Raw genomic sequence first — 26273 nt, 5'->3', positions numbered from 1 at the left:
GACGGCCGAAACACCCATATCTTCTCTGCCGACCGAGAAAGAAAGTGGGTGTCAGACAAGTATGTACTATCCTGAGTGCATGGCCGAGGTACCGATTCGAACCCTGAACCAGGAAACAGCCCGAGTGCTGGCCCGCGTGAAGCAAGGTGAGGAGATTGACATCACCGAGCGCGGCGTCGTCATCGCCCGGCTGGTGCCGGCGGAACCCTCTCCGGCCGCGTGGTTGCTGGCTTCTCCCAGCTTCAGGCCACCGCGCTACACAAACCCCATACCGCGCCCGAAGGGGGAGGTGCGGACCGACCACGAGGCCGGTGAGCTGCTGGAGCAGATGCGGGATGAGGAGCGGTACTGATGATCTACCTGGACACGGCCGCTTTGGTGAAGCTCGTCCGGCGCGAGGCGGCGTCGGACGAGCTCGCCGACTGGCTGAACGAGCAGGTGGATCGACTCCTCGTCTCGTCGGCGCTGGTGGAAGTGGAGCTCCCTCGCGCGCTCCGGCGAAGCGAGCCGGCTCTACTCGCCAGTGCTCCGGCGTTGCTGTCACGGATTGGCGTCTATAACGTCGATGAGGCGGTTCGTGCCACTGCGGCCGGCTACGAGGATCCATTGATCCGCGGGCTCGATGCGATTCATCTCGCCACGGCAAACCTCGTATTGGGCGACGATCTGACCGCCTTCGTCACCTACGACCGCCGCCTGCTCGCCGCAGCCAAGGCGATCGGCCTCCCCACCGCCAGCCCCGGTATGTCCTGAGTGTGCGGCGGTAGCGGACGGCGGCCAGTAGATGTTCGCTCGATGGGGCGTCCGAGGCGTGCTTGAGCAGGGACTCGGCGATCAACCGCTCGGACACGTCCATCGGACCTCCCACGCCTAACTCACGCCGTGGAAGGTCCGGACGTTGCAGTGAGGTCGTGGCTGATGGTCCCCGCCTACTCCGCAGGGGTCGGGAGGGCGAGCTTTTCGTCGGGTTTGGCGCGGAGGACGTCTTCTACGTAGGAGCGGGCTGCTTCCAGGGTGTCGACCTCGTGGCCGGCTTCCTCGGAGAGGAACCAGCGGTGCTCGAGCACCTCGTGGAAGACCTCGGCCGGCTCCAGCTTGCGGTTCAGGTCGCGCGGGACCGAGCGGACGACGGGCTCGAACACCTCGGTCAGCCACTGGTGCGCGACGATCTCCTCGTCCTCGTTCTGCTGGTCGGTCGAGGCGGCGAACGAGTCGAGGTCGTTCAGCAGCCGGCGCGCCTGGTTCTCCTCGACGTCCAGCCCGGTCAGCCGCAGCAGCCGGCGCGAGTGGTGCCCGGCGTCCACGACCTTCGGCTGGATCCGGACCTGGCTGCCGTCCCAGTCGGTGATGATGTCGATCTCGGCGACGTCGAACCCGAGCTCGTTCAGTCGCCGGATCCGCGAGTCCAGCCGGTGGATCTCGTCGGTCGCGAACTCCTCCGGTGCGGTCAGTTCGGCCCAGAGCGCCTCGTACCGGTCCTGGATCGACTGGACCGTCTCCTGCGGGTCGATGTCCGGGTCGAGCAGTCCGCCTTCCTGCAGGTCGAGCAGCTCGCCGAACAGGTTGATCTCCGCGGTGTAGAGGTCGTGCGCCCGCTGCCCGTCGGAGATGTCCTGGTGCAGCTCACCGGTCTCGGCGTCCACCAGGTACGCCGCGAACGCGCCGGCATCGCGCCGGAACAACGTGTTGGACAGCGAGCAGTCACCCCAGAAGAACCCGTTCAGGTGCAGCCGCACGATCAACGCGACCAGCGCGTCGATGAGCCGGTTGACCGTGTCCGGCCGCAGCGTGCTGGAGAACAGCGCGCGGTAGGGCAGCGAGAACTGCAGGTGCCGGGTGACCAGGATCGAGTCGATCGGCTCACCGTTGCGGTCGAGCCGGTCGGTGATCACGCCGACGGGTTCGACCGAGGGTGTGTCGAGGCGTTCCAGGTCGCGAAGCAACCGGTACTCGTGCATGGCCAGATGCTCGAGCACCTCCTTGATCGCGTACACGCTGCCGTTGACCCGGACGAACCGGACCACGTGCCGCGAGATACCGCGCGGCAGCGCGACCAGCTGGTCCTCGGGCCAGTCCTCCAGCGGGACATCCCACGGAAGCGACAGCAGACCGGTGTCCGGGCGGGTGGCGACGAATCGAGGCACGGGACCAAGTCTGTCAGCTTTGCCCGGAAACCCTGAGTCTTCAGCCACCAGCCGGTACGGCGTCCCGCCGCTACGACCGCCCAGCCGGTACGACGCCTGACGTCGTACGCAAGTGGTTGCAAGAACTTGCGTAATCAGGCGTAGAGTTTGCGTCATGACACGACGACTTGCAGAGGTGGCCAAGAAGGTCGGGGTCAGCGAAGCCACCGTCAGCCGGGTCCTGAACGGGAAGCCCGGGGTGTCCGAGGCGACTCGCGAAGCCGTTCTCACCGCGCTCGACGTACTCGGGTACGAGCGTCCGACTCAGCTGCGCGGCGACCGGGCCCGGCTGGTCGGGCTGGTGCTGCCGGAGTTGCAGAACCCGATCTTCCCGGCCTTCGCGGAGGTCGTCGGCGGCGCGCTCGCTCAGCAAGGTTTCACCTCCTTGCTCTGCACCCGGACCGTCGGCGGCGTGTCCGAGGCCGACTATGTCGATCTGCTCCTGCAACAGCAGGTCTCCGGCGTCGTGTTCGCCGGCGGCTTCTACGCGCAGGCCGACGCGCCGCACCAGCACTACGAGCTGATCAAGGAGCGCAAACTCCCGACCGTCCTCGTCAACGCGGCGGTCGACCACCTCGGCTTCCCGCAGGTCTCGTCGGACGATTTCGTCGCCGCGGAGATGGCGATCGGGCACCTGCGCGCGCTCGGCCACCGCCGGATCGGAATGGTCCTCGGCCCGCGCGACCACATCCCGTCGCGGCGCAAGCTGGACGCGTTCCTCGCCTCGGCCGAGGCCGATGAAGACCTGGTCGAGCACACCATGTTCTCGCTCGAAGGCGGGCACGCGGCGGCGACTCGGCTGGTCAAGCGCGGCGTCACCGGCATCGTCTGCGCCAGCGACATCCTCGCCCTCGGCGCCATCCGCGCGGTCCGTCGCGCCGGCCTCAAGGTGCCCGAAGAGGTCTCGGTGATCGGGTATGACGACTCCGCGATGATGAACTGCACCGACCCGCCACTGACCACTGTCCGCCAGCCCATCGACGCGATGGGCCGCGCCGCGGTCGACATGCTCGTCGCCCTGATCGAGCGCGCCGCCCTCCCCGCCGACGAGCTCCTCTTCGAACCCGAGCTGGTGGTCCGAGCCTCGACCGCGCGAGCCGCCCACTGATCTGAGCTACACACCCCCGCCCTGAGCGGAGTGAAGGGCGGTTGCTCGTAGTCAATTTTTTGCAATCTTCGATCGAAGTATTGCGAACATCGATCCACTTACCTACGGTGTGCCCATATCCGAGGGGCGGGACGAGGACGCCCTCGCAGCAGAAGGGCAGATCCATGAGGAGAACGCTGAGCCTGGTGCTGGCGGCAGGACTCGGACTGGTGGCCGCGTCCTGTGGATCGGGGGATGACAAGCCGGACGCCGGGGGATCAGGCGGCCAGGTCACCATCACCGTCGGCTGTCAGCCGCCGAAGAGCAACCCGAAGGAGCGGGCCGGCTGGGACGCCGATGTCGCCGAGTTCCAGAAGCTGCACCCGAACATCACCATCCAGAGCAAGGACGCGTTCCCCTGCATCAACCCGGACACCTTCCAGGCGAAGCTGGCCGGCGGTACCCAGGAGGACGTGTTCTACGTCTACTACACCGACGTACAGAAGATCATCAAAGCCAAGCAGGCCGCGGACATCAGCCAGTACGTCGGCAGTGTCGGCAAGGTGAAGGACCTGCGCGCCGATGTCATGGGCGTGTTCAAGGACGGCGACAAGACCTACGGCCTGCCGCGCAACAACTACAACATGGGCCTGGTCTACAACCGCAAGCTGTTCACGCAGGCGGGTCTCGACCCGGACGCGCCGCCGAAGACCTGGGCCGAGGTGCAGGCAGCGGCCAAGAAGATCGCGGCTCTCGGTGCCGGGTACGTCGGCTTCGGCGAGTACTCCGCCGGCAACACCGGTGGCTGGCACTTCGCCGCTTCGCTGTACGCGCGTGGTGGGTCGATGGTGAGCGACGACGGCAAGACCGCCGCGTTCAACAGCCCCGAGGGCGAGGCGGTGCTGGAGAACCTGAAGCAGCTGCGCTGGAACGACAACGCGATGGGCAGCAAGCAGCTCCTCCAGTGGGAGGACCTGATGCGAATGATGGGCTCCGGCAAGCTCGGCATGATGATCGGCGCGCCGGACGTGGTGCAAGGCGTGAACAACGACTTCCAGGGCAAGTTCGAGGACTACGGCGTCACCGCGGTGCCGGAGTCCGACGGCAAGGCGTCGCTCAGCGGTGGCGACGGCTACATGTTCAACCCGAAGGCGACACCGGAGAAGATCAAGGCCGGCCTGCTCTGGCTGGAGTTCCACGAACTTACCCCCGGTAAGGGCCAGTTCAATTACGCCCGGGCCAAGGAACAGGGCCGCCCGGTCGGCCTGCCGATCCCGGACCTGTACGGCGACTCCGCGCCGGGCAAGGAAATCATTGCCTTGCGCAAGCAGTACGCGACGGTGCCGGTCGACCACTTCGCGCCGTACGTCGCCGCCCAGCCGAACATCACCCTCAAGCTGGAGCCCCCCAAAGCCCAGGAGTTGTACGCCGTGCTGGACGTCGCGATGTCCGCCGTACTCACCCGCCAGAACGCCGACATCGACAAACTGCTCTCCGACGCCGAGAGCAAGGCAAACAAGATCCTCGCGAAGAACACCTAGATGACTGTTACATCCAGGCAGCAGGTGCGCCGTCCCCGCTTCGCGGGGTCGGCGCGCCCGCGGGGGAAGAGAGGGGACGGAGTCCCCGGACCGGCGGCCGGCCCGGGCGCCGCCGGCCCCGACCAGGCGGGCGCCCTGCGGCGCGCGGTCGGGCGCAATCTGACGGCGTACGGGTTCTTGTGTGGGGCGTTGGTCTGTTTCGCCTTGTTTTCCTGGTATCCGATGGTGCGGGAGGTTGTCCTCAGCTTTCAGGAGAACAACTTCGTCGATGCCCCGACGTGGGTCGGGTTCGACAACTTCCGGACCGTGATCGAGGATCCGGCGTTTCGGTCGGCCTGGATCAACACCGCCGCGTTCAGCGGACTGGCGCTCGTGATCGGGTATGCGGTCCCGTTCGTGCTGGCCGTCGTACTGAATGAGCTCAGGCACGCCAAGGCCTACCTGCGCTTCGTCGTCTATCTCCCCGTCATGCTCCCGCCGGCCGTCGCCGTATTGCTGTTCAGGTGGTTCTACGATCCCGGCGCCGGCCTGTTCAACCAAGTGCTCGATGTCTTCCACCTCCCGCCGCTGAGCTGGCTCGACTCGACCAGTACGGCGCTCGTCAGCCTCGTGCTCGTGTCGACGTGGATGAACCTCGGCACCGGCACGCTCATCTACTTGGCCGCGCTGCACAGCATTCCCGGCGATCTCTACGAGTCGGCGGAGCTCGACGGCGCCGGCCTGCTCCGGCGCGTGTGGCACGTGACGATCCCGCAGACCAAGCTGATCCTGCTGGTGATGCTTCTCCTGCAGATCGTCGCGACCATGCAGGTCTTCATCGAGCCGTACCTGCTGACCGGCGGCGGCCCCGAGAACGCGACCGTGACGGTCGCCTACCTGATGTACCAGTACGCCTTCAACTTCGGCGATTTCGGTGGTGGCGGCGCGCTCGGCCTGATGCTAATGGTCGTCCTGATGGTGTTTTCCGCGATCTACCTACGCGTGTCCCGGGAGGCCGAACGATGAGAACTCTCGTCTCACCATTGGCGCTCCGAACCCCGCGCGGCCGGTTGATCTACTGGGCGACGCTCTCGATGGTCGTCATCGGGTTCACCATCGCCTTCGTATTCCCGCTGTACTGGATGGTGACCGGCGCGCTCAAGTCACCCGACGAGCTGGCCCAGATCCCGCCGAGCTTCTTCCCCAAGCGCTTCGACTTCGGTGTGTACGGCGACGCGTGGGAGCAGCTGCAGTTGGGTGTGTTCCTGAAGAACACCGTGCAGTACGCCGGAGGCGCCTGGCTGTTCACCCTCGCGGTCGATGTCACGGCGGCGTACGCGTTGTCGAAGCTCCGGCCGTGGTTCGGCAAGCTGATCCTCGGTGCGATGCTGGCGACGCTGATGATCCCGCCGATGGTCCTGCTGCTGCCGACGTACTTGACCGCCAAGGATCTCCCGATCGTGCACCTCGACCTGCTGAACACCCCGTGGGCGATTTGGTTGCCGGCGGCAGCGAACGGGTTCTTCGTCTTCCTGCTCAAGCGATTCTTCGACTCGATCCCGCGCGAGCTGCTGGAGGCCGCGGAGATCGATGGCGCCTCGCCGGCGAGGATCCTGTGGTCGATCGTGCTGCCGGTGTCGCGGCCGATCCTCGGCGTGGTGTCGATCCTGTCCGTAGTCACGGTGTGGAAGGACTTCGTCTGGCCGCTGCTGGTGCTGCCGGAGACGGACAAGATGTCGATCAGCGTCGGCATCGCGTCCCTGTCCGCCCAGATGCCGCAGAACGTCCTGATCGCATCCCTGGTGATCGCCAGCCTGCCAACCATTCTCGTGTTCTTCGTCTTCCAAAGAGGCATCATGGCCGGGCTCACTGCCGGAAGTCTCAAAGGCTAGGAAAAGACCGCCCCTCGCTTCGCTCGGGGCGGGGAGTTGGAAGGAGCCGCCGCTTGGGGTGGGGGTGGTGGAAGGAGCCTGCCTCTGAAGGCGGGGTGGAGAGAGGAGAATTGATGGCGGGCGAGTGGTGGCGTGGGGCGGCGATTTATCAGGTCTATTTGCGGAGTTTTGCTGATGGCAACGGTGATGGGATCGGTGATCTGGCCGGGTTACGGGCGAAGCTGCCGTATCTGGCTGAGCTCGGGGTCGACGCGATCTGGTTGAACCCGTGGTATCCGTCCCCGATGGTCGACGGCGGGTACGACGTCGCCGACTACCGAGCCATCGATCCGGCCTTCGGCACCCTGGCGGAGGCGGAGGCGTACATCGCCGAGGCACACGCCCTCAACATCCGCACCATCATCGACATAGTCCCGAACCACGGCTCCGACCAGCAAGACTGGTTCGTCCAGGCAGTGCAAGCCGGGCCAGGAACCCCCGAGCGCGACCGCTTCATCTTCCGCCCCGGCCGCGGAGACCGGCCACCCAACGACTGGCAGTCCATCTTCAACGGCCCCGCCTGGACCCAGGTCGAGGACGGCGAGTGGTACCTGCACCTGTTCGCCCCCGAGCAGCCCGACTTCAACTGGCGCAACCCCGAGGTGGTCGAGGAGTTCCACGACATCCTGCGGTTCTGGCTGGATCGTGGCGTCGACGGGCTCCGCATCGACAGCGCCGCCGTACTGTTCAAGGACCTGGACAGTGTCGAGGAGTCGTACACCGATCATGACGAGGTGCACGACATCTACCGCGGCTGGCGGCGGATCACCGACACGTACAACGACCGCTTCCTCGTCGGCGAGATGTGGATGCCGGACCAAGAGCGATTCGCGCTGTACTTGCGGCCGGACGAGATGCACACCGCGTTCAACTTCGACTTCCTCTCCCGCCCATGGGACGCCGAGGAGCTCAAGACATCCATCGATCTCACCCTGTCCACGCACCTCCCGATCGGCGCCCCACCCACCTGGGTCCTGTCGAACCACGACGTCACCCGCCCGGTCACGAAGTACGGGCGCCCCGACACCTCCTTCTCACACCAGGACCGCAAACACGGCATGCGCACCGACCTCGTCCTCGGCGAACGCCGAGCCCGTGCCGCAGCCCTCCTCGCCATGGCCCTCCCCGGCGCCGTCTACGTCTACCAGGGCGAAGAACTAGGCCTCCCCGAAGTCGAGGACCTCCCCGACGACGTACTCCAAGACCCCATCTTCACCCGCTCGTCCGGCACCGACCGAGGCCGAGATGGTTGCCGAGTCCCCCTACCCTGGTCCGGTCACGAACCTCCCTTCGGCTTCAGCACCGCCACCCCGTGGCTCCCACAACCCCCCGAGTGGAAAAACCTCACCGCCGAATCCCAACTCGACAACCAAAACTCCATGCTCACCCTCTACCGCAAAGCCCTACACATCCGCCGCCGAGAACTAGGCGACGGCACCCTCACCTGGTTGGACTCGGCCCCCGGAATCCTCGCTTTCACCCGCGACTCCGGTCTCAAATGCGTCAGCAATCTCACCCAGTCGCCTGTCAAGCTCCCGCAGTACGACGAACTCCTGCTCACCACCCGCCCACTCGACGTCGGCCACCTCCCACCCGATACCACCGTCTGGCTTCGCTGAAGTACCGAGGATTTCGTTGCGGTCGGTGTTCGGTGTTCGGTATTGACCGAACGGCGAACATTTGACAGTCTGTGAGTGTGGAAGAAGTACAAGGATTCGTCGGATCGGCCTTCGAACAGTTGGACGTGCCGGTGGAATCCGGTGGCTCAGGCAACGACTTGGCCGCCGACCTCGTCCTCGATCCGTGGGGTTCTGGGGTCAGGTTGCAGCTGAAACGTGTTGCGCTGGCAACGGAGCAGTCGGTCGAGCGTCTGGTTAGCCAAGAGGACACAACGAAGTTGACGGCACGCCGTGCAGATGACCACGACCTCGTTCTGTTCGTTGTCGCCGACCGCGTCACCGGTGATGCTCGGAGGCTGCTGATGAAGCGGGGAGCCGGCTACCTCGACCTTCGGGGCCATTTGGGCCTGAGAGCTCCCGGCCTGATCATCGACGCGGATGTCGAGCCGGTCGTCGTCCGGTCCGACCGCGTGAGCCCGTTGGGTGGCAAGGCAGGACTGGAAGTGGCAGCCGCACTCCTGATGCGACCGGAACGTACGCCGGCCGTCCGCGAACTGGCACGTGATCTCAGCAGATCCCCTAGTACGGTGTCGGAGATCCTAGCTGCCATGCGCGGCGAACGTCTCATCGACTCTGACAACCGGCTGTCGGACGCCAGATTGTTCTGGGAACTCGTGGAGCACTGGCGGTATGAAGACCGCTACCTGGAGCACCTGCCCGATCGAGGCGGGGAGACGGTTGTCAGCAGCACCCTGAGATTGGGGGATGACGACTTGCATCGCGTCGGGTGGGCTTTGGCGGGATCGGCTGGCGCGGTTGCGCACGGTGCCCCCGTAGCAGTGCGTGCCGATCAACCACTCGAGTTCTACGTCCCGGATCGTGTGGTGCTGAACCGAGCGCAGAAGTTGCTAGGCGAACTTCCGGGGCCAGAACATGCTGCCTGCTCCGTTCGTATCGCGCCGGTGCCGGCCGTTTGCGCACAACGTGTCAGAGCTTCACGAAGCTACTTCGATTGGCCCGTCGCACATCCGCTTTTTGTTGCGCTGGATCTGGCCCAGGATCGCGGACGCGGTCGAGAGGTCCTCGACGACTGGACGCCTGCCGGGGGATGGCCTCGTGTCTGGTGAGGCCGTACAGCTCGTTGGTGACACGATGGCGGGCGTTGTCCAGGCGGTCGAATCTGTTCGGAAACTGACTGGCGACCTACCAGTCGTCGTCGGCGGCTTGGCTGTCATCTGCCGCCTCAGCAGTGCACATCGTGCGACGGTGGACTTGGACATCGTCGATCGTTTGAGAGCTGGAGAACCACCCACGTTGGAATTGCTCAGACGAACGAACAATAAGTACGGGCCGGCCGGCGTCCTCGTTACCACTGACTATGGCGAGATCCGGGTCGATGTTCTCGAGGTGCGTCAAGCAGAGCTGGATCATCCCAGCGATAACTCGGGTGATCGCTTGCACGCGCACTCGCATGCCTGGGCAAGTGACAGTGCGACAGAAGTACCGATCACCGTCGTGACATCGAGGACCGGGGCTTCGGTCTCAGTGTCGACGAAAGTCGCAGAGCCCGGTCCGTTGATCGCCATGAAGCTTCAAGCTGTCATGGACCGCGGCGATGCCAAGGCGGGCACGGATCTCTGGGACATCGTTCGATTGACTCTTGATCCGCAGTGTCGTGATCGCGCTCTAAGCCAGCTCCTCACCTGTGAGTCGCAACTGGCAGCCGACATCGGTGAACACGTCAATGGATGGTTTGACCTTAGGCGAGGTTGGACGTTGGACCGGCTGGCGGCGGTCGCGGGCGATGTAGTCAGCGGTGACGATGTCGACCTTGTACGTGAGCTGCTGCTCGGGTCTTGTCGTCGATAGTTAAAGCCGAATGTGGCCGTACGTTCACATTTTGTGCTGTGCGCGTACGGCCACATTCTCCTCAGATGCCTCAGTTGAGGGGTTTGAAGTGGCGGAGGCGGAGGCTGTTGGTTACTACGAAGATCGAGCTGAAGGCCATGGCGGCGCCTGCGAGCATCGGGTTCAGGAGGCCGGCGGCGGCTAGGGGGAGGGCGGCTACGTTGTAGGCGAAGGCCCAGAAGAGGTTGCCCTTGATGGTTCGGAGGGTGCTGCGGGAGAGGCGGATGGCGTCCGCCGCTGCGCGCAGGTCGCCGCGGACCAGGGTCAGGTCGCTGGCCTCGATCGCTACGTCGGTGCCGGTGCCCATGCTCAGGCCGAGATCGGCCTGAGCCAGCGCGGCCGCGTCGTTGACGCCGTCGCCGACCATTGCGACGACCCGGCCCTCGCCCTGCAGCTTCTTCACGGCCTCGACCTTGTCGGCCGGCAGTACCTCGGCGATCACCTCGTCGATGCCGACCTCAGCCGCCACCTTCGTCGCCACCGCTTCGTTGTCCCCGGTCAGCAGCACCGGCCGGAGGCCTAGTGCCTTCAAATCCTGAATGGCCTGTGCTGACGTCGCCTTGACCGTGTCCGCGACCACCAGCACCGCCCGCGCCTTCCCGTCCCAGCCGACCGCGACCGCCGTACTGCCCTCGGCCTCGGCGTGGTCCTTGGCATGCGCCAGGTCGTCCGGCAGGTACTGGCTCCACTCCTCCAGCAGTCGCGTCCGTCCGACCAGTACGGCGTGCCCGTCGACGATGCCCTGCACCCCGAGCCCTTCGACGTTCCCAAAGTCCTCGACCTCAGGCAGCTGACCCAGCTCGGCCATAGCCCCTCGGGCGATGGCAGCAGCGATCGGGTGCTCACTGGAGTGCTCCAGCGCCCCAGCCAACCGCAGTACCTCGGAACGGTCCTCGTCAGCAACCAGCAGTACGTCGACCAGCTCCATCCGGCCCGTCGTCACAGTGCCCGTCTTGTCGAGTACGACGGTGTCCACCCGCCGCGTCGACTCCAGCACCTCGGGGCCCTTGATCAGGATGCCCAACTGCGCACCCCGGCCGGTACCGACCATCAACGCGGTCGGCGTGGCCAGCCCAAGCGCACAAGGGCAAGCGATGATCAGTACGGCGACCGCCGCGGTGAACGCGATCTCGACCGGTGAACCGTTGCCCAGCCAGAAGCCGAGCGTCGCCAGCGCCAGCCCGATCACGATCGGCACGAAGATCCCGGACACCTTGTCGGCCAGCCGCTGCACCGCGGCCTTCCCGTTCTGCGCGTCCTCGACCAGCCGCGCCATCTGCGCCAACTGAGTATCCGCACCAACTCGGGTCGCCCGTACGACGAGCCGCCCGCCCGCATTCACAGTCGCACCCACCACGGCGTCACCCGCGCCGACCTCGACCGGCACCGACTCGCCCGTGAGCATCGACGCATCGACCGCGCTGCTGCCGGTCACGATCAGGCCATCCGTGGCGACCTTCTCACCCGGCCGTACGACGAACTGGTCGCCGACAACCAGCTGATCCGCCGGGATCCGCACCTCGGACCCATTCCGCAGTACGGCGACATCCTTCGCGCCCAGCTCCAGCAGCGCCCGCAGCGCGGCACCGGACCGTCGCTTGGCGCGGGCCTCGAAGTACCGCCCGGCCAGGATGAAGGTCGTGACGCCGGCCGCGACCTCGAGATAGATCTCCTCGGCGCCGCTGCCGCGGGACGGGATCAGCGTGAACGGCATCTTCATTCCCGGCTCACCGGCACCGCCTATGAACAACGCGTACAGCGACCACAAGAAGGCGCTCACCACGCCCAGCGAGATCAGCGTGTCCATCGTCGCCGCGCCGTGCCGCAGGTTCGTCCAGGCGGCCTTGTGGAACGGCCAGGCCGCCCACGTCACCACCGGGAAAGCCAGTGTCAGTGATGCCCACTGCCAGAAGTCGAACTGCAGCGCCGGGATCATCCCGAACGCGATCACCGGCACCGCCAGCACAATGCTGGTGATCAGCCGCTGCCGCAGCGGCTTGAGCTCGTCGGGCTCGTCGTCCGAAGGCTCGACCGCCGGGGTCGGAAGGGTCGCGGTGTAGCCGGTCTTCTCGACAGTGGCGACCAGCTCGTCGGTGGTGATGCCGTCCGCGAAGGTCACTTTCGCCTTCTCGGTGGCGTAGTTGACGGTCGCGGTGACGCCGTCCATCCGGTTCAGCTTCTTCTCCACCCGCGCGGCGCACGAGGCGCACGTCATGCCACCGATGATGAGTTCGACGGACTGACCGGGTTCTGTGGTGGTCATTGCTGTGTGCCTCCTCTCAGGAGTGGCCGTGCGGGGTCTCTTCGTGCTCGGGAGTGACAGTGGCCGGCGGGACGATCGTCGTACCCTCAGAGCCGACGCGAACGGTGAACTCCGCCGTGTGGACGGCGCCGGCGTGCTGGAAGTCCAGGAACAGGCTGTACGTCCCTGCCGTCGGGAACGTCGTCCCGAAGGTGATCGACGGCCCACCCTTCATCCCAGCCGTCGCTTCCTCGGCGGGATGGTTGTGCAGGTAGGCGAGGTCGCCGCTGCGCAGTGACACCAGGTGCCCGAAGGCGCCCAGGTACGGCTGCAGGTCGGTGACCGGCTTCCCGCCGCGGCTGACCGTGAACGTCAGCTCGGTTTCCTTCCCCGCGACCGGGCTGCCGGCGAGCGTCACGTCGTACCCGTGGAAGCTGTAGTTGCTCGACGGCTCGCTCAGTGGGACCGGGATGTAGAGGCCGGACACGTTCACGTCGGTGCCGAGCGTCAGCGTCCGGTCCAGCCCGGCGGGCTTGAAGTCGGCATACAGCCGCCAGGTCCCGCCGGCAGTGAACGTGAAGGGGATGCTCCAGGTCCCACCCGCGTCCCGGGTCGGGTGCACGTGGTGGAAGCCGGACAGGTCACGCCGTACGACGATCAGGTGCAGATCCTTCTCATGCGTCTGCTGGTACTGCGTGACCGGCTTGCCGTCGGGTCCTTGGATCGTGAAGCGCAGCGCGGTCTTGGCGCCGGCCTGGTAGAAGGTTGTCTGGGGAGCAAAGGTGTAGCCGGCATCGGAGACCGCCAGGCCCGGCAACTGTCCGCCGGATTCACTGTGGCCTCCGCCATGTCCTTCCATTGATGCCTCCGGTTTGGCCGCCGCGATCGGTTCGACCGCGGCGCCGATCGCGAACGCCGCCGCGAAGGCGAGCGCCAGCGCACCGGCGAACGCGCCGAGCCGGAGCGCGGCGGCCCTGGTCACGACGCCGCCAGTTCGTAGCCCGCCTCGTCGACGGCCTCACGTACGGCGGACTCGTCGAGAGCGGACTCACTCGTCACGTGGACCGCGGAGGTGCCGCCCGCGACGAGATCGATGCTGACCTCCTGCACACCGGCGATCTTGCTGATCTCCTCGGTGACAGACGCGCTGCAGTGGCCGCAGGTCATACCGGAGACGGAGTAGGTCGTGGTGGTCATAGCGTGCTCCTTGAAGCTCGGGTTGTTTTCAGCTGCGAACGAGGCGGGCGATCGCGTCGGAGGCCTCGCGGACCTTCTCCTCCGCTTCCGCGCCGCCCTTCTGCGCGGCCTCGACCACGCAGTGCGCCAGGTGCTCGTCGAGCAACTCCAGCGAGAAGGACTGCAGTGCCTTCGTCGCCGCGGACACCTGGGTGAGGATGTCGATGCAGTACTTGTCCTCCTCGACCATCCGCTGCAGGCCACGGATCTGACCCTCGATCCGCCGCAGCCGCTTCAGGTGGCTGCTCTTCTCGGCGGTGTAGCCGTGCACGTGGTCTTCGGTCATGACAAGCTCCTCATCTACCCCTCGGGGGTATGTCGACAGCCATGAAGTTACCCCCTCGGGGTATCAAACGCAAGTGCCCCAAGACATACCCGCAGGGGGTATTTTCGCAGCAGTCGCCCAACAAACCTGCCAAGCTGTGCGTCTACTGGCTCGACAAGGGGGTGGCATGCCAGAACTGGCGATCAGTACGCGCGGTCTGCGGAAGACCTACCGGACCCGGCTGGGCCGGAAGGTGGTGGCCGTTCAGGGACTCGACCTGGACGTGCCGGTCGGGGGAGTTCACGGGTTCCTCGGGCCGAACGGGTCGGGCAAGACGACGTCGATCCGGATGCTGCTCGGGCTGATCCGGGCCGACGCGGGGACGATGACGGTGTTCGACCGGCCGGTGCCGGCTCAGCTGCCAGAGGTCGTCGGCCGGGTCGGCGCGATCGTGGAGTCGCCGAAGTTCTTCCCGGCCTTCAGTGGCCGGAAGAACCTGGAGCTGCTCGCCGAGGCGATCGGCGTACCCAGGAAACAGGTCGGTGAGGTGCTCGAGCAGACCTCGCTGGGCGAGCGCGGCAAGGATCGGTACAAGGCGTACTCGCTCGGCATGAAGCAGCGGCTAGCGATCGCGGCGACCCTGCTGAAGCAACCCGACCTGCTGATCTTCGACGAGCCGACCAACGGCCTCGATCCGGCGGGCATCCGGGAGATCCGCGAGACCATGCGCGGCCTCGGCGATCAGGGCCGGACCGTCCTGGTCAGCAGCCACATCCTCGCCGAGGTCGAGCAGGTCGCCGACACCGTGTCGATCATCGGCCACGGCCGGCTGCTCGCCTCCGGCACGGTCGCCCAGGTGATCGGCGGCAGTACGGCGGCAACGGTCAAGGTGGCGGTGGACAACCACGAGGCGGCGATCCGGATCCTGACCGCGGCCGGGATGACAGTACGGGCCGACGGCAACTACCTGCTGGTGGACGGCGCAGAGCATCCTGCCGACGTCACTCGCCGGCTGGCACATCAGGAGCTCTACGTGTCCGAGCTGGCCCCGGTCCGGGCCGACCTCGAATCGGTCTTCCTCGAGTTGACCGCGGGGGAGGGGCTGAAATGATCCGTCTCACCGGGGTTGAGCTCCGCCGCCTCACGGCCCGCCGGCTGACCGTCATCGGCGTACTCGCGGTCCTCGGCATCACCGCGTTCCTGCTGTTCGCGATCTGGCAGGACGCGCGGCCGTTGTCCGCCGACGAGCAGCGGGTGGCACAGACGCAGTACGAGCAGGTCCACAAGGACTGGGTGGAGCACGGCGACGAGAACAAGCAGATGTGCGAGGCGGACTGGCGGAACATGCCGGATCCGAAGCCGGCGCTGGAGGAGATGTGTGCGTTCCGGGAGCCGACCATCGACGACTTCGGCAAGCCGCGGACCGTGTTCGCCGAGGTGATGCCGGAGCTGCTGCTCGGTTCGTCGTACCTGCTGGTCTTCGCCGCGTTCCTGATCGGGGCGAGCTTCTTCGGCGCCGAGTTCAGTACGGGGTCGATCGGCAACTGGCTGACGTTCGAACCGCGCCGGCTCCGGGTCTACGGCAGCAAAGTGCTGGCCGCCGCGATCGGGCTCGCGCCGGTCGGGGTCGTCGTACTGGCGATCTCGCTGCTCGGCACTTATCTGATCGTTGATCAGCTCGGCGATACGGCGACCACGACGGGCAAGGTGTGGGGTGATCTCACCGCGATCGGCGGCCGGGCCGTCCTGCTGACCGCGCTGGGAGCAGCGCTCGGCAGTGTGGCGGGTTCGTTGCTCCGGCATACGGCGGCCGCGATCGGTGTGGTGATGGCGTACCTGGTGCTGATCGAGGGGGTGTTCGCCAGCTTCCTCAACAAGGCGCAGCCGTGGCTGGTGAAGACGAACTTCGATGCCTTCGTCCGGCACGACACGACGTACTACCTGAACCAGTGCTCGTCCAGCCCCGATGGTGGCTACATGTGCAACTCGATCGAGAAGACGCTGACGTTCGAGCACGGCGCCTGGTATCTCGGCATCCTCGCGGTCGTCGTGATCGCGATCGGCGCGGCGGTCTTCCAGCGCCGGGACATCACCTGAATACAGACGGCCCCGGGTGGATAACCACCCGGGGCCGTCTGTATTACGTCGTACGAATCAGGCCGTCAGCCGCTCCTCCGTGGAGGTGGAGAACAGGTGCAGCTTGTCGGGCAGCGCCGCCAGGTGGATGGTCGAGCCCTTCTCGACCGGCATCCGGGCGTCGATCCGGGCGACGATCTGCTGGTGCTCGTTGTTGTGCTCCGCGGTGCCGTACAGGTACGCGTCGGCACCGAGCTCCTCGACCACGGCGACGTGGACCGGCAGGCCCTGGTCGGCGACCTTGAAGGCCTCCGGCCGGACGCCCAGGGTCAGCGTCTTGTCGCTGCCGGCCTTGGCCAGGAGGCTGCGCTCGAGCGGGACGACGTAGTCGCCCAGCTTCGCGCCGCCCTCGGTGATGTCCGCGGTCAGCAGGTTCATCGCCGGCGAACCGATGAAGCCCGCGACGAACTTGTTCTTCGGGTGGTCGTACAGGTTCAGCGGGGTGTCGACCTGCTGCAGCAGGCCGTCCTTCAGAACGGCGACCCGGTCGCCCATCGTCATGGCCTCGACCTGGTCGTGGGTGACGTAGACCGTGGTGACGCCGAGACGCTGCTGCAGCTCGGCGATCTGGGTACGCGTCTGGACGCGCAGCTTGGCGTCGAGGTTCGACAGCGGCTCGTCCATCAGGAAGACCTGCGGGTTACGGACGATCGCGCGGCCCATGGCGACACGCTGACGCTGACCACCGGACAGCGCCTTCGGCTTGCGGTCGAGGTACTCCTCCAGGCCGAGCAGCTTGGCGGCCTCGCCGACGCGCTTGGCCCGGTCCTCCTTCGAGACACCCTGCATCTTGAGCGCGAAGCCCATGTTGTCCGCGACCGACATGTGCGGGTAAAGCGCGTAGTTCTGGAACACCATCGCGATGTCCCGCTCCTTCGGCGGACGGTGCGTGACGTCGCGGTCGCCGATGTAGATGGCACCCTCGTTGACCTCTTCGAGGCCGGCGAGCATCCGGAGCGAGGTGGACTTACCGCAACCCGACGGGCCGACGAGAACCATGAACTCGCCGTCCTCGATCTCGAGGTTGAGCTTGTCTACGGCGGGGGTGTCACCACCCGGGTAGATCCGGGTTGCCGACTTGAAAGACACAGTGGCCATGACGATTACTTCCCTTCACCGGCAGGAACGTGCCGGACGATCCGAGTAAAGGCCCCCGGGCGGGGGTGCGCCCATCCTCACCCGGCGCGCTGGTTCTGACAAGGTTTACGGCGTGTGACGTGTCCATTCTGTTCACGTTGTGGACACATCCACGCAGTCTGCAAGTTCTTGCACGATCTTGCTGCAAGCTCAACGGGTGGTGGGTACAGTGCCCCGCGTGAGCAGTAGAGCGCGGCTGGCGGATATCGCGGCCAAGGCGGGGGTCAGCGAGGCGACGGTCTCGCGGGTGCTGAACGGCAAGCCGGGGGTGGCGGAGGAGACCAAACAGTCGGTGCTGACGGCACTCGACGTACTGGGCTTCGAACGGCCGACCCGGTTGCGGCGGCGGTCCGCGGGACTGATCGGGCTGGTGATGCCGGAGTTGATCAACCCGATCTTCCCGGCGTTCGCCCAGGTGATCGAGTCCGCGCTGTCGCAGCGCGGGTACACCCCGGTGCTGTGCACGCAGTCCCCCTCCGGCGCGACGGAGGAGGAGTACGTCGAGATGCTGCTCGAGCGCGGCGTCTCCGGGATCATCTTCGTCTCCGGCCTGCACGCGGACACCGGCGCCGACCACGCGCGCTATCAGTCGCTGGTGGACCGGCGACTGCCGGTGGTGTTCGTGAACGGCTGGCTGCCGGGCGTCGAGGCGCCGTTCGTGTCGTCGGACGAGTACGCCGCGATGGAGCTCGCGGTCTCACATCTCGTTGCCCTCGGCCACCGGCGGATCGGCTTCGCCTCCGGGCCGGAACGCTTCATCGTCGTACAGCGGAAACTGGCCGGCTACCGAACCTCGATGAAAGCCCAGCTGGGCCTGTCGGATCAGGACCTGGACGGTTTGGTCTCATTGAGCATGTTCGGCGTCGAGGGTGGTGCCGCGGCCGCCCAACCACTGCTGGATGCCGGCGTCAGCGCGGTGATCTGCGGGTCCGACATGATGGCGCTCGGCGTCATCCGAGCAGCCCGCCAACGCGGCCTCGCCGTCCCCGCCGACATCTCGGTCGTCGGCTACGACGACGCCCCCATGATGGAGTTCACCGACCCACCCCTCACCACCATCCGCCAACCCGTCCAACCCATGGCCCTGGCCGCAGTCCAGTCCCTCCTGGAAGAGGTCCGAGGCCACACCACCCCCCACACCGAATTCCTCTTCCGCCCCGAACTAGTAGTCCGCGCCTCCACTGGCCCGGCCCACTGAAACTCCGGCCCGGAAGCCACCCCCTGCCGAGTGGTTCCGGGCCGAAGGGCTGGGGGTTACTTGGCTGCGTGGAACGCTGCTTGGCTTGGGGCCGCGATGCCGTTGGCCCAGAGGTTGTTGACCTTGGAGCGTTCGGTGGCGTCCGGGTAGGGGTTGGTGCAGGACGGGCCGGGGCCGCCGCCGGACATCAGTTCGGAGCAGGGGCCGGGGTAGTGGTCCGGCAGGCCGAGCACGTGGCCGGTCTCGTGGGCGGTGATGCGGGTCGGGTCGTACTGCTGCGCCTGGGCGTAGTCCAGGAAGATGTAGCCGCTGCCGTGCCCGTCGGTGGACGCGTACGAGCCGCGCGAGTCGTTGCCCTCGGTGTAATAGAAGTCGTAGTTGCTGCCCTCGACCAGCTTGACGTTGCTGACCGACGAGTTCCAGATCGACGTACTGGAGTTGATCTGCGAGCGGAACGTCGGAGCGTCGACGGCGTACGTCACGGTGACGGCGGCGACCTTCTTACCCGACTTGGCCTGCTGCGCGAACTTGGCGCGCGCCGACTTCATCACGGCGTTGTAGAAGGCCTTGGTGGCGGCTTCGTCCTGCGGTGAACCGACGTACGCCGCTCTGGACGCTTCAGTCGAGGTGGTCGAGGTGGTGGCCGGTGCCGACGCGATGGGGAACGCTGCGGCGAAGGTGGGGACGGCCAGTGCGGCGGCGGCCAAGGCTGTGGCGCTCAGCCCCGCGAGCGAAGACAGGATACGGCGATGCGACATGGAGGGCCTCACTCCGGATCGTGGCGGAAAGCGACCGGCGCATTACTGATCGCTACAATCCGGATGCTGCCAAGACTCCCGGTTTTCCGCACCAGATCGGAAAGAACTCTGGGGTTAACCCGCGCCGCGCCCCAGCCGCCCTATGCCATCCATAGCTCCGGGACTATGCCTCGCCGGGGATGCCGACGTTGAGGATTCGGGCGCCGGGGCCTCGTTCGGCCAGGCGGTCGGCCTTGTTGTAGAGGTTGCAGCGTTGGAGGCTGAGGCAGCCGCAGCCGATGCAGCCGTCGAGGTCGTCGCGCAGGCGCTCGAGCTCGGAGATTCGCTCGTCGAGCCGGCTGCGCCAGGTCTTCGACAACCGGCTCCAGTCCGCGCGGGTCGGCGTACGGTCGTCGGGTAGTGAATCCAGGGCCTGCTTGATCTCGGCGAGTGCGAGGCCGACCCGCTGTGCGGCCTGGACGAAGGCGATCCGCCGCAGCGTGCTGCGCTGGTACTGCCGCTGATTCCCGGCTGTCCGTCGCGACCTGATCAGGCCCTGGTCCTCGTAGAACCGCAACGCCGAGGCGGCGACTCCGGACCGATGGGCGATCTCTCCGATGGACAGCCAATGATCCTTGCTCGGAACGTTCTCCTCCGACATACCGCCACCCTAGATCCGCACTCCAAAAACTCAACCTCACTTGAACTGCGGCGAGGTTGGCGAGTGCTGGGCGTCCCGGGGAAACCAGTCGGGTGAGTGGTCTGGTGGTTGGGCGGATGGTCTGGACAGGCTGCCGCGTCGGGTACACTTGGTGGTGTCGGTGCGCGCGTCGCGTCACCAGAGATTTTCCCAGGCGCTCCGACCCGTCGGTTCAGCATCCCGCTGAAGTTTCCCGGCGACATGGGTGCAACGCGATAGCACCCGCAGGTCGATGCCCGTCTCCTGCTCAGCACGTTCTGTCCGGTCACGCCCGTGGCCGGCCTTTCTGTGCGGTTGCGATCCGGCCACTCGTCCGTGACGTTGAGAGAGAGTTTTTGCGTGACCCAGCACCACCACGATGACCGCCCGGCCGACGCCCCCGTGAAGAAGCCGCGGCACAAGAAGTTCCAGACCCAGTCGTACGGCGAACGGATGGCGGCCCAGGCCGAGGCCGCCGGCCCGTCCACCGGCGAGGTCCGGGACGACACCGCCCGCGGCGAGCGCCGGGGCGGCCCCTCCCAGTACTCCGACCGCGGCGTCCGCGGCTACGCCAACGACCGCCGCGACAACCGCCCGGTGAAGGGCTACCGCGCCGCCGAGCCGCGCACCGACCGCCGGCCCGCCAACCGGGACGACCGGCCGCAGTACAACCGCGACGAGCGTCCGCAGTACAACCGCGACGACCGGCCGCAGTACAACCGCGACGAGCGTCCGCAGTACGGCGACCGCGCCCGGACGGATCGCGGTGAGCGGAACCAGTACGGCGACCGGCCGCAGAACAACCGCAACGACCGCAACGACCGCAACGACCGCCCGCAGTACGACCGCGGCGACCGGCCGAGCTTCAACCGGGACGAGCGTCCGCAGTATGACCGGACCGAGCGTCCGCAGTACCGCCGGGACGACCGGCCGCGCTTCGAGCGGGACGAGCGGCCGCGTGTCGACCGCGATGAACGTCCGCGCTTCGACCGGGACGAGCGGCCGCGTTACGACCGCGCCGGCGACCGGCAGTCGTCGTACCAGCGGCGGGACCGCGACGACCGTTCGTCGTACCAGCAGAACAAGCGTGTGGAGGAGCCGGTGGATCTGGGGACCGTTGCTGCGGACAACCAGTTCGCCGCGCTCGGCCTCGCGCCGCGGCTGGTGCAGCGGCTGGCGCGGGACGGGATCACCAGCCCGTTCCCGATCCAGACCGCGACCATCCCGGACGCGCTGGCCGGCAAGGACGTGCTCGGCCGCGGTCAGACCGGTTCCGGCAAAACGCTCGGTTTCGGCCTGCCGACGCTGACGCGTCTGGCCGGCGGCAAGACCGAGTCCCGTCGTCCGCGCGGCATGATCCTGGTCCCGACGCGTGAGCTCGCGATGCAGGTCCACGACGCGCTGGAGCCGCTGGCGCACGTGATGAACGTGTCGCTCAAGCTGATCGCCGGCGGCCTGCCGTACCCAAAGCAGATCGAGTCGCTCCGTCGCGGCGTCGACCTCCTGATCGCGACCCCGGGCCGCTTGATCGACCTGTGTGAGCAGGGCGCTGCCGACCTCGGTGCGGTGGAGATCGCCGTACTGGACGAGGCCGACCACATGTGCGACATGGGCTTCATGCCGGCGGTGACCACGCTGCTCGACATGACGCCGGCCGAGGGTCAGCGACTGTTGTTCTCGGCAACGTTGGACAACGACGTCGACACCATCGTGAAGACGTACCTGAAGGACCCGGTCCAGCACTCGACCGAATCCGGCCAGGCTTCGGTGAGCACGATGGAGCACCACATGCTGGTGATCGAGCCGGGGCACAAGCAGTCGCTGACCGCCGAGTTGGCCAGCCGTGACGGCCGGACCATCGTGTTCGTCCGCACCAAGCTGGGCGCCGACCGGGTCGCCACCCAGCTGCGCGACCGTGGCGTGATGGCCGCGGCGCTGCACGGCGGCCTGACCCAGGGCATGCGGAACCGGACGCTGGACCAGTTCAAGGATGGTTCGGTTCCGGTGCTCGTGGCAACGGATGTCGCGGCCCGCGGGATCCACGTCGACGACGTCGGCCTGGTCGTCCAGGCCGACCCGCCGGCCGAGCACAAGGACTACCTGCACCGTGCCGGTCGTACGGCGCGCGCCGGGGGCAAGGGTGCCGTCGTCACGCTCGTCCTGCCGCACCAGCGGCGCGGGATGATGCGGATGGCCGAGTCCGCCGGTGTCAAGGCCGAGCCGGTTCGTGCCCGTCCGGGTGACGAGCTGGTCACCGAACTGACCGGCGGTAGCAAGCCGTCCGGGTACCCGGTGAAGCTGCCGGCCCCGAAGCCGCAGCGCTTCAACAAGGGCGGCGGCAAGCGGTTCGGCAGCAGCCGGCCGGGTCGTGGGCACGACGGCCGCGGCGGTAGCGGCCCGCGTCGTAGCAACGGACCCCGTCGTACGGACGGCAACCGCTACGAGGGCGGCAAGTCCTACCAACACTGACGCACGCGGTTGAGGCCCTGGTTTTCCTGTATTACAAGGGGAAACCAGGGCCTTACTGCGTCAGGATTGCCCAGAGGCGGGCGATGATGGTGTTGATCTCGGTCTCGTCCAGCGGGACCAGTTCGACCATCAGTTCGTTGTCGTCGACCCGATCCGTCATCACGTAGATCGGCGGTGTCCCGGCTTCGAGTTCGGTCGCGAGCCGCTTGGCGTCCGGCACCTTCAGCAGTACGCGCGACACCTGCAACCCCGCCGGATCCGGCACCACCTCGGCGGTGACTCCCGGGATCTCACCGGCAGCCGCGGCGAACGAAACCACCTTCGCCAGCTCGTCCGCCTCCCACTTCATCCGGTCGAACGCCTGCCACTCCTCGAGCGCCGCCAGTACGCCGATCACGGCCTCCTTGGTCGGCTTCATCACCCGGCCGATGCCTTTCTCCTGAGCACGCACGGCCTGCACCAGCGCCCACGTCCCGGCGACCAGGCCGGCCGTCGGTGAGCCGAGGTACTTCTGCCCGCTCGCCAGCACCAGGTCCGCACCCGTCGCCAGCAGGTCCGCGATCCGGGGGAACTGCGCGGCCGCGTCGATGATCGCCGGCACGCCTCGCCGGTGCGCGGCCCGCACCGCTGCGACCAGGTCGAGCGGCTCGCCCTGGGTCAGCCGCGACGATACGAGCATCAGGCAACAAACGTCCGGCCCATCCAGCTCTGCTTCCAAATCGTCAATGCCACAACGGGTTTCGTCGCCCGCGAGGTCCACCTGCGCGCCGGCCAGCCGGATGCCCTGCAGGTTGGAGTGGCCGTAGTCGACCACGTGCGAGGCCGGCATCACGACGCGGTTGTGCATATCCGTTGTGTCCGGCAACGCCGCGATCCGGCGCGGGTCCCGACCGGTCATCGTCGCTGCCACCGACAGCGTGATGCCCGCGGCGGTGCAGTGCACCACGGTGCCGGCCTGGGCGCCGGTCACCTGGGCGATGGCTTCGCTCGCCCGATCGCCGAGTTCGTCCATCACGAAGAACTCGGGCAACGCCTGTGCGACGGCCGCCGCCACCCCGTTGGAACTCCGCGACACCCCGAGCGGGGTGAAAGTCCCCTTGGCGTTGATCACCACACTCAACCGATAACGCTCGTGGATGCTCATGGTGCCGAACACAGTAGTGGTCACAGACAGCAATGGCGAGAGGCCAATTCAATGAACTCTTGACCACAAGCTACTAGTGAGTCATTCTCAGTTTCTAGTCGTCCTCTGCCGCTCCTGAGACTGCGTACCCGAGGGAGGATCCGTGCAGCCCCGCCCCAAACGTCTGCTCGCCGCGGCCACCGTCGTCGCCGTACTGTCTGCTCTTCCAACGCTCCCTGAAGCTCACGCCGCTCCACCGGTGGATTACTGCGCCGGGCAGTGTGCCGACATCCTGCCGCCCGGGCAGAACGGGAACGCGACCTTCACGGATCTCCTTGCTTTCAAGGCGTTCGGGATCCGTCCGCCACACTTCAGCGACACACTCAAGCCGTACGAGAACCTGGTCTGGAATTCCCAGGGCATCACCGACGACGGCCTGAAAACGTACTTCGACGACGCGTCCTTCGGGGTCAAGTCCGGCGACGTCGCGAGCACCAGCCGCCCGCGCGCGGACGTCACGATCGTGCGGGACAAGTCGCGCGGCATCCCGCACATCACCGGCACCACCCGGTACGGCGCGATGTTCGGCGCCGGGTACGCCGGCGCGCAGGACCGGCTGTTCGTGATGGACGTGTTCCGGCACCTCGGCCGCGGCCAGTTGACCCCGTTCGCGGGCGGCGCCCCGGCCAACCGCGCGTTCGAGCAGGAGCTGTGGCGGACCGCGCCGTACACCGAAGCCGATCTGCAGAAGCAGTACGACGACGCAGCCGCACGGTACGGCGCCGACGGCGTGAAGATGAAGCAGGACATCCAGGCCTGGGTCGACGGCGTCAACCACTACATCAACACCGTCGGCATCGCCTACCCCGGCGAGTACGTCGCACTCGGCCTGCCCTGGCCGACGCAGCCCTGGAAGGTCACCGACGTCGTCGCCACCGCGGCCGTGGTCGCGGGCATCTTCGGCACCGGCGGCGGACATGAGGTGACGTCAGCACTGGCATTGCTCGAGGCACAAGCGAAGTACGGCGTTGCCCAAGGCACCAAGGTGTGGGAATCCTTCAGGTCCCAGAACGACCCGGAGGCCAGCACCACCGTCCACAACGGCACCAGCTTCCCGTACGGCGTAACCGGCTCGAACCCAGCGGGTCGAGCAATGCCCGACCGCGGCTCGGTCACCCCAGAACCCGAGGTGATCAACCAGACCGGGACAGGCACTTCAAAGACCCCGTCGATCGCCCAGAAGGGCATGTCCAACGCCCTGCTCGTCTCCGGCCAGTACACCCAGAGCGGTCATCCGATCGCCGTCTACGGCCCGCAAACCGGCTACTTCGCCCCGCAACTGCTGCTGCGCCAGGAACTCCAGGGACCGGGCATCAGCTCCCGAGGCATCGCCTTCGCCGGCCTCAACTTCTACACGCTGATCGGCCGCGGTCCCGACTACTCCTGGAGCGCTACCTCGGCCGGCCAGGACATCACCGACACCTTCGCCGTACCGCTGTGCGAACCGGGCGGCGGCACCCCGACCAAGAACTCCCAGTACTACGTCGACCACGGCCAATGCGTCCCGATCGAACGGCTCGAACGCCACAACGAGTGGTACTCCAGCCTAGGCTCGTCCGAACCAGCCGGCTCCTACACGTTGGTTGCCCTGCGCACCAAGTTCGGCATCGTCACGCACCGCGGCACGGTCGGCGGGCAGCCGGTGCTGTTCACGAAGCAACGGTCGACGTACGGCAACGAAGCCGGCTCGGCGCTCGGGTTCATGCAGTTCAACGACCCGGACCGGATCCACTCCGCGGCGGACTTCCAGCGCGCGGCGAGCAACATCGGGTACACGTTCAACTGGTTCTACACGGACGCGTCGTCGATCGCGTACTTCAACTCCGGTGACAACCCGATCCGTCCGTCCGGCGCCGACCCGAACCTGCCGACCTGGAGCTCCTACGAATGGCAGGGCTTCACTCCGGCGGCGCAGCATCCGCAGGTGGTCAACCAGGACTATCTGACCAGCTGGAACAACAAGCAGGCGCCGGGATACTCCGCATCCGACGGTCAGTACGGCTACAACTCCGTCTATCGCAGTCAGCCGCTCGACGATCGGATCAAGGCGGTCATCGGCAGCGGGCAGAAGTTCACCCGCGGCAAGCTGGTCGAGGCGATGGAGGACGCTGCCACCGTCGACCTCCGCGCCGACCAGGTGCTTCCCTACGTACTGCGAGTTCTGAAGAGCGCGCCGATCGCGGATCCAGCTGTCGCCGACGCGGTCGCCAACCTCACCGCGTGGCAAGCAGCCGGCGGCCATCGGAAGACCCCGAACGCGTCGTCGAAGATCTATGCCCACGCCGACGCGATCCGGATCCTCGACGCATGGTGGCCGCTGCTCGTCCAGGGCCAGTTCAAGGATCTCGGCCCTGACCTGTACGCCGCTCTGGTCGCCAACCTCCCGATCGACGAGCGGCCGAGCGCCCAGGGCTCCGCGTTCCAGAGCGGCTGGTGGGGTTTCGTTCAGCGGGATCTGCGCAAGGTGCTCGGTGATCCGGTGAAGACGCCGCAGCCGGTGACCTTCTGCGGAGGCGGCTCGCTGGCGGCCTGTCGCGCCGTACTCACCGAGTCTTTGCTGGCGGCAACGAAGGTACCGGCGTCCGGCACCTATCCGGCCGCGGACGGGTGTGCCGCGGGCGATCAGTACTGCGCCGATCAGATCGTGCATCAGCCGATGGGCGGCATCACGCAGGACCGGATCACCTGGGTCAACCGCCCGACCTATCAGCAGGTCGTCGAATTCCCGAGCCGCCGGTGACGC

At 66.7% G+C, this 26273-nt stretch carries 23 protein-coding genes; 14 read left to right on the top strand and 9 right to left on the bottom strand.

Going from position 1 to position 26273, the window contains the following annotated elements:
* Positions 1-79: 79 nt before the first annotated feature.
* Positions 80-352, top strand: coding sequence for a type II toxin-antitoxin system Phd/YefM family antitoxin (locus tag EV646_RS29870; protein ID WP_132154451.1), 273 nt, complete (start codon positions 80-82; stop codon positions 350-352).
* A complete protein-coding gene (locus tag EV646_RS29865) occupies positions 352-753 on the top strand; it encodes a type II toxin-antitoxin system VapC family toxin (protein ID WP_132154449.1) in 402 nt (133 codons plus the stop codon). The genes EV646_RS29870 and EV646_RS29865 overlap by 1 nt, the downstream gene beginning before the upstream one ends.
* Before the next feature lie 176 nt (positions 754-929).
* Here EV646_RS29865 and EV646_RS29860 read toward each other — a convergent pair whose 3' ends face one another.
* On the bottom strand, positions 930-2144 hold the full coding sequence (locus tag EV646_RS29860; protein WP_132154447.1) for a DUF4032 domain-containing protein: 1215 nt from the start codon (positions 2142-2144) through the stop codon (positions 930-932).
* 154 nt (positions 2145-2298) lie between these two features.
* On the opposite strand from EV646_RS29860, the gene EV646_RS29855 reads away from it, so the two are divergent.
* The 7 genes from EV646_RS29855 to EV646_RS29825 all read left to right on the top strand — a co-directional run bounded on the left by EV646_RS29855 (position 2299) and on the right by EV646_RS29825 (position 10209).
* Positions 2299-3291 carry a LacI family DNA-binding transcriptional regulator gene (locus EV646_RS29855; protein ID WP_132154445.1) on the top strand — a complete coding sequence of 331 codons (993 nt, stop codon included), beginning with the start codon at positions 2299-2301 and terminating at the stop codon, positions 3289-3291.
* A 164-nt stretch (positions 3292-3455) separates the two neighbouring features.
* Positions 3456-4811, top strand: coding sequence for an ABC transporter substrate-binding protein (locus tag EV646_RS29850; RefSeq protein WP_132154443.1), 1356 nt, complete (start codon positions 3456-3458; stop codon positions 4809-4811).
* Between the two features lie 222 nt (positions 4812-5033).
* Complete coding sequence (locus EV646_RS29845; RefSeq protein WP_241996408.1) at positions 5034-5816, top strand: carbohydrate ABC transporter permease; 783 nt, start codon at positions 5034-5036, stop codon at positions 5814-5816.
* Positions 5813-6682, top strand: coding sequence for a carbohydrate ABC transporter permease (locus tag EV646_RS29840; protein ID WP_132154441.1), 870 nt, complete (start codon positions 5813-5815; stop codon positions 6680-6682). Before EV646_RS29845 ends, EV646_RS29840 begins: the two co-directional genes overlap by 4 nt.
* Before the next feature lie 113 nt (positions 6683-6795).
* The gene (locus tag EV646_RS29835) at positions 6796-8340 is read left to right on the top strand and encodes a glycoside hydrolase family 13 protein (protein ID WP_132154439.1); all 1545 of its coding nucleotides are present in this window, start codon (positions 6796-6798) and stop codon (positions 8338-8340) included.
* A 77-nt stretch (positions 8341-8417) separates the two neighbouring features.
* Positions 8418-9467 (top strand): transcriptional regulator, encoded by a 1050-nt coding sequence (locus EV646_RS29830; RefSeq protein WP_199237272.1) that lies wholly within the window; start codon positions 8418-8420, stop codon positions 9465-9467.
* A complete protein-coding gene (locus tag EV646_RS29825) occupies positions 9457-10209 on the top strand; it encodes a prevent-host-death protein (protein WP_241996407.1) in 753 nt (250 codons plus the stop codon). The genes EV646_RS29830 and EV646_RS29825 overlap by 11 nt, the downstream gene beginning before the upstream one ends.
* 70 nt (positions 10210-10279) lie before the next feature.
* Here the strand turns inward: EV646_RS29825 and EV646_RS29820 are convergent, their stop codons facing one another.
* The 4 genes from EV646_RS29820 to EV646_RS29805 are packed head-to-tail and all read right to left on the bottom strand — an operon-like array spanning position 10280 to position 14012.
* A complete protein-coding gene (locus tag EV646_RS29820; protein ID WP_132154435.1) occupies positions 10280-12511 on the bottom strand; it encodes a heavy metal translocating P-type ATPase in 2232 nt (743 codons plus the stop codon).
* A 16-nt stretch (positions 12512-12527) separates the two neighbouring features.
* Positions 12528-13472 carry a hypothetical protein gene (locus EV646_RS29815; RefSeq protein WP_132154433.1) on the bottom strand — a complete coding sequence of 315 codons (945 nt, stop codon included), beginning with the start codon at positions 13470-13472 and terminating at the stop codon, positions 12528-12530.
* Positions 13469-13687, bottom strand: a complete 219-nt coding sequence (locus tag EV646_RS29810) for a heavy-metal-associated domain-containing protein (RefSeq protein ID WP_132154431.1) — start codon at positions 13685-13687, stop codon at positions 13469-13471. The genes EV646_RS29815 and EV646_RS29810 overlap by 4 nt, the downstream gene beginning before the upstream one ends.
* 28 nt (positions 13688-13715) lie before the next feature.
* Complete coding sequence (locus EV646_RS29805; RefSeq protein WP_199237271.1) at positions 13716-14012, bottom strand: metal-sensitive transcriptional regulator; 297 nt, start codon at positions 14010-14012, stop codon at positions 13716-13718.
* A 166-nt stretch (positions 14013-14178) separates the two neighbouring features.
* Here EV646_RS29805 and EV646_RS29800 point away from each other — a divergent pair, with 166 nt between their 5' ends.
* Together EV646_RS29800 and EV646_RS29795 are read left to right on the top strand one after the other, a co-directional pair.
* A complete protein-coding gene (locus tag EV646_RS29800; protein ID WP_132154429.1) occupies positions 14179-15102 on the top strand; it encodes an ABC transporter ATP-binding protein in 924 nt (307 codons plus the stop codon).
* Entirely contained in the window at positions 15099-16088 is a 990-nt protein-coding gene (locus tag EV646_RS29795; RefSeq protein WP_132154427.1) for an ABC transporter permease subunit, read from the top strand. The genes EV646_RS29800 and EV646_RS29795 overlap by 4 nt, the downstream gene beginning before the upstream one ends.
* A gap of 57 nt (positions 16089-16145) precedes the next feature.
* Here the strand turns inward: EV646_RS29795 and EV646_RS29790 are convergent, their stop codons facing one another.
* On the bottom strand, positions 16146-17225 hold the full coding sequence (locus EV646_RS29790; protein WP_132154425.1) for an ABC transporter ATP-binding protein: 1080 nt from the start codon (positions 17223-17225) through the stop codon (positions 16146-16148).
* Positions 17226-17442: 217 nt separating this feature from the next.
* Between EV646_RS29790 and EV646_RS29785 the strand changes: the two genes are divergently transcribed.
* Complete coding sequence (locus EV646_RS29785) at positions 17443-18462, top strand: LacI family DNA-binding transcriptional regulator (protein ID WP_132154423.1); 1020 nt, start codon at positions 17443-17445, stop codon at positions 18460-18462.
* Positions 18463-18518: 56 nt separating this feature from the next.
* Here the strand turns inward: EV646_RS29785 and snpA are convergent, their stop codons facing one another.
* Both snpA and soxR read right to left on the bottom strand, forming a co-directional pair.
* A complete protein-coding gene (gene snpA / locus EV646_RS29780; RefSeq protein ID WP_199237270.1) occupies positions 18519-19220 on the bottom strand; it encodes a snapalysin in 702 nt (233 codons plus the stop codon).
* Between the two features lie 163 nt (positions 19221-19383).
* Positions 19384-19860 carry a redox-sensitive transcriptional activator SoxR gene (gene soxR, locus EV646_RS29775; RefSeq protein ID WP_132154421.1) on the bottom strand — a complete coding sequence of 159 codons (477 nt, stop codon included), beginning with the start codon at positions 19858-19860 and terminating at the stop codon, positions 19384-19386.
* A 378-nt stretch (positions 19861-20238) separates the two neighbouring features.
* On the opposite strand from soxR, the gene EV646_RS29770 reads away from it, so the two are divergent.
* Positions 20239-22347, top strand: a complete 2109-nt coding sequence (locus EV646_RS29770) for a DEAD/DEAH box helicase (RefSeq protein WP_132154419.1) — start codon at positions 20239-20241, stop codon at positions 22345-22347.
* Positions 22348-22399: 52 nt separating this feature from the next.
* On the opposite strand, the gene EV646_RS29765 is transcribed toward EV646_RS29770, so the two are convergent.
* A complete protein-coding gene (locus EV646_RS29765; protein WP_241996406.1) occupies positions 22400-23515 on the bottom strand; it encodes an aminotransferase class V-fold PLP-dependent enzyme in 1116 nt (371 codons plus the stop codon).
* 118 nt (positions 23516-23633) lie between these two features.
* Here EV646_RS29765 and EV646_RS29760 point away from each other — a divergent pair, with 118 nt between their 5' ends.
* Positions 23634-26270: a penicillin acylase family protein gene (locus EV646_RS29760; RefSeq protein ID WP_132154416.1), complete on the top strand. Its 2637-nt coding sequence runs from the start codon at positions 23634-23636 to the stop codon at positions 26268-26270.
* Positions 26271-26273 lie beyond the last annotated feature (3 nt).

The sequence above is a fragment of the Kribbella antiqua genome, from assembly GCF_004345665.1.
GTDB classification, from domain to species: domain Bacteria; phylum Actinomycetota; class Actinomycetes; order Propionibacteriales; family Kribbellaceae; genus Kribbella; species Kribbella antiqua.
Note: the sequence above shows the minus strand (reverse complement) of the source record. Positions and strands in the feature narration are given on the sequence as shown.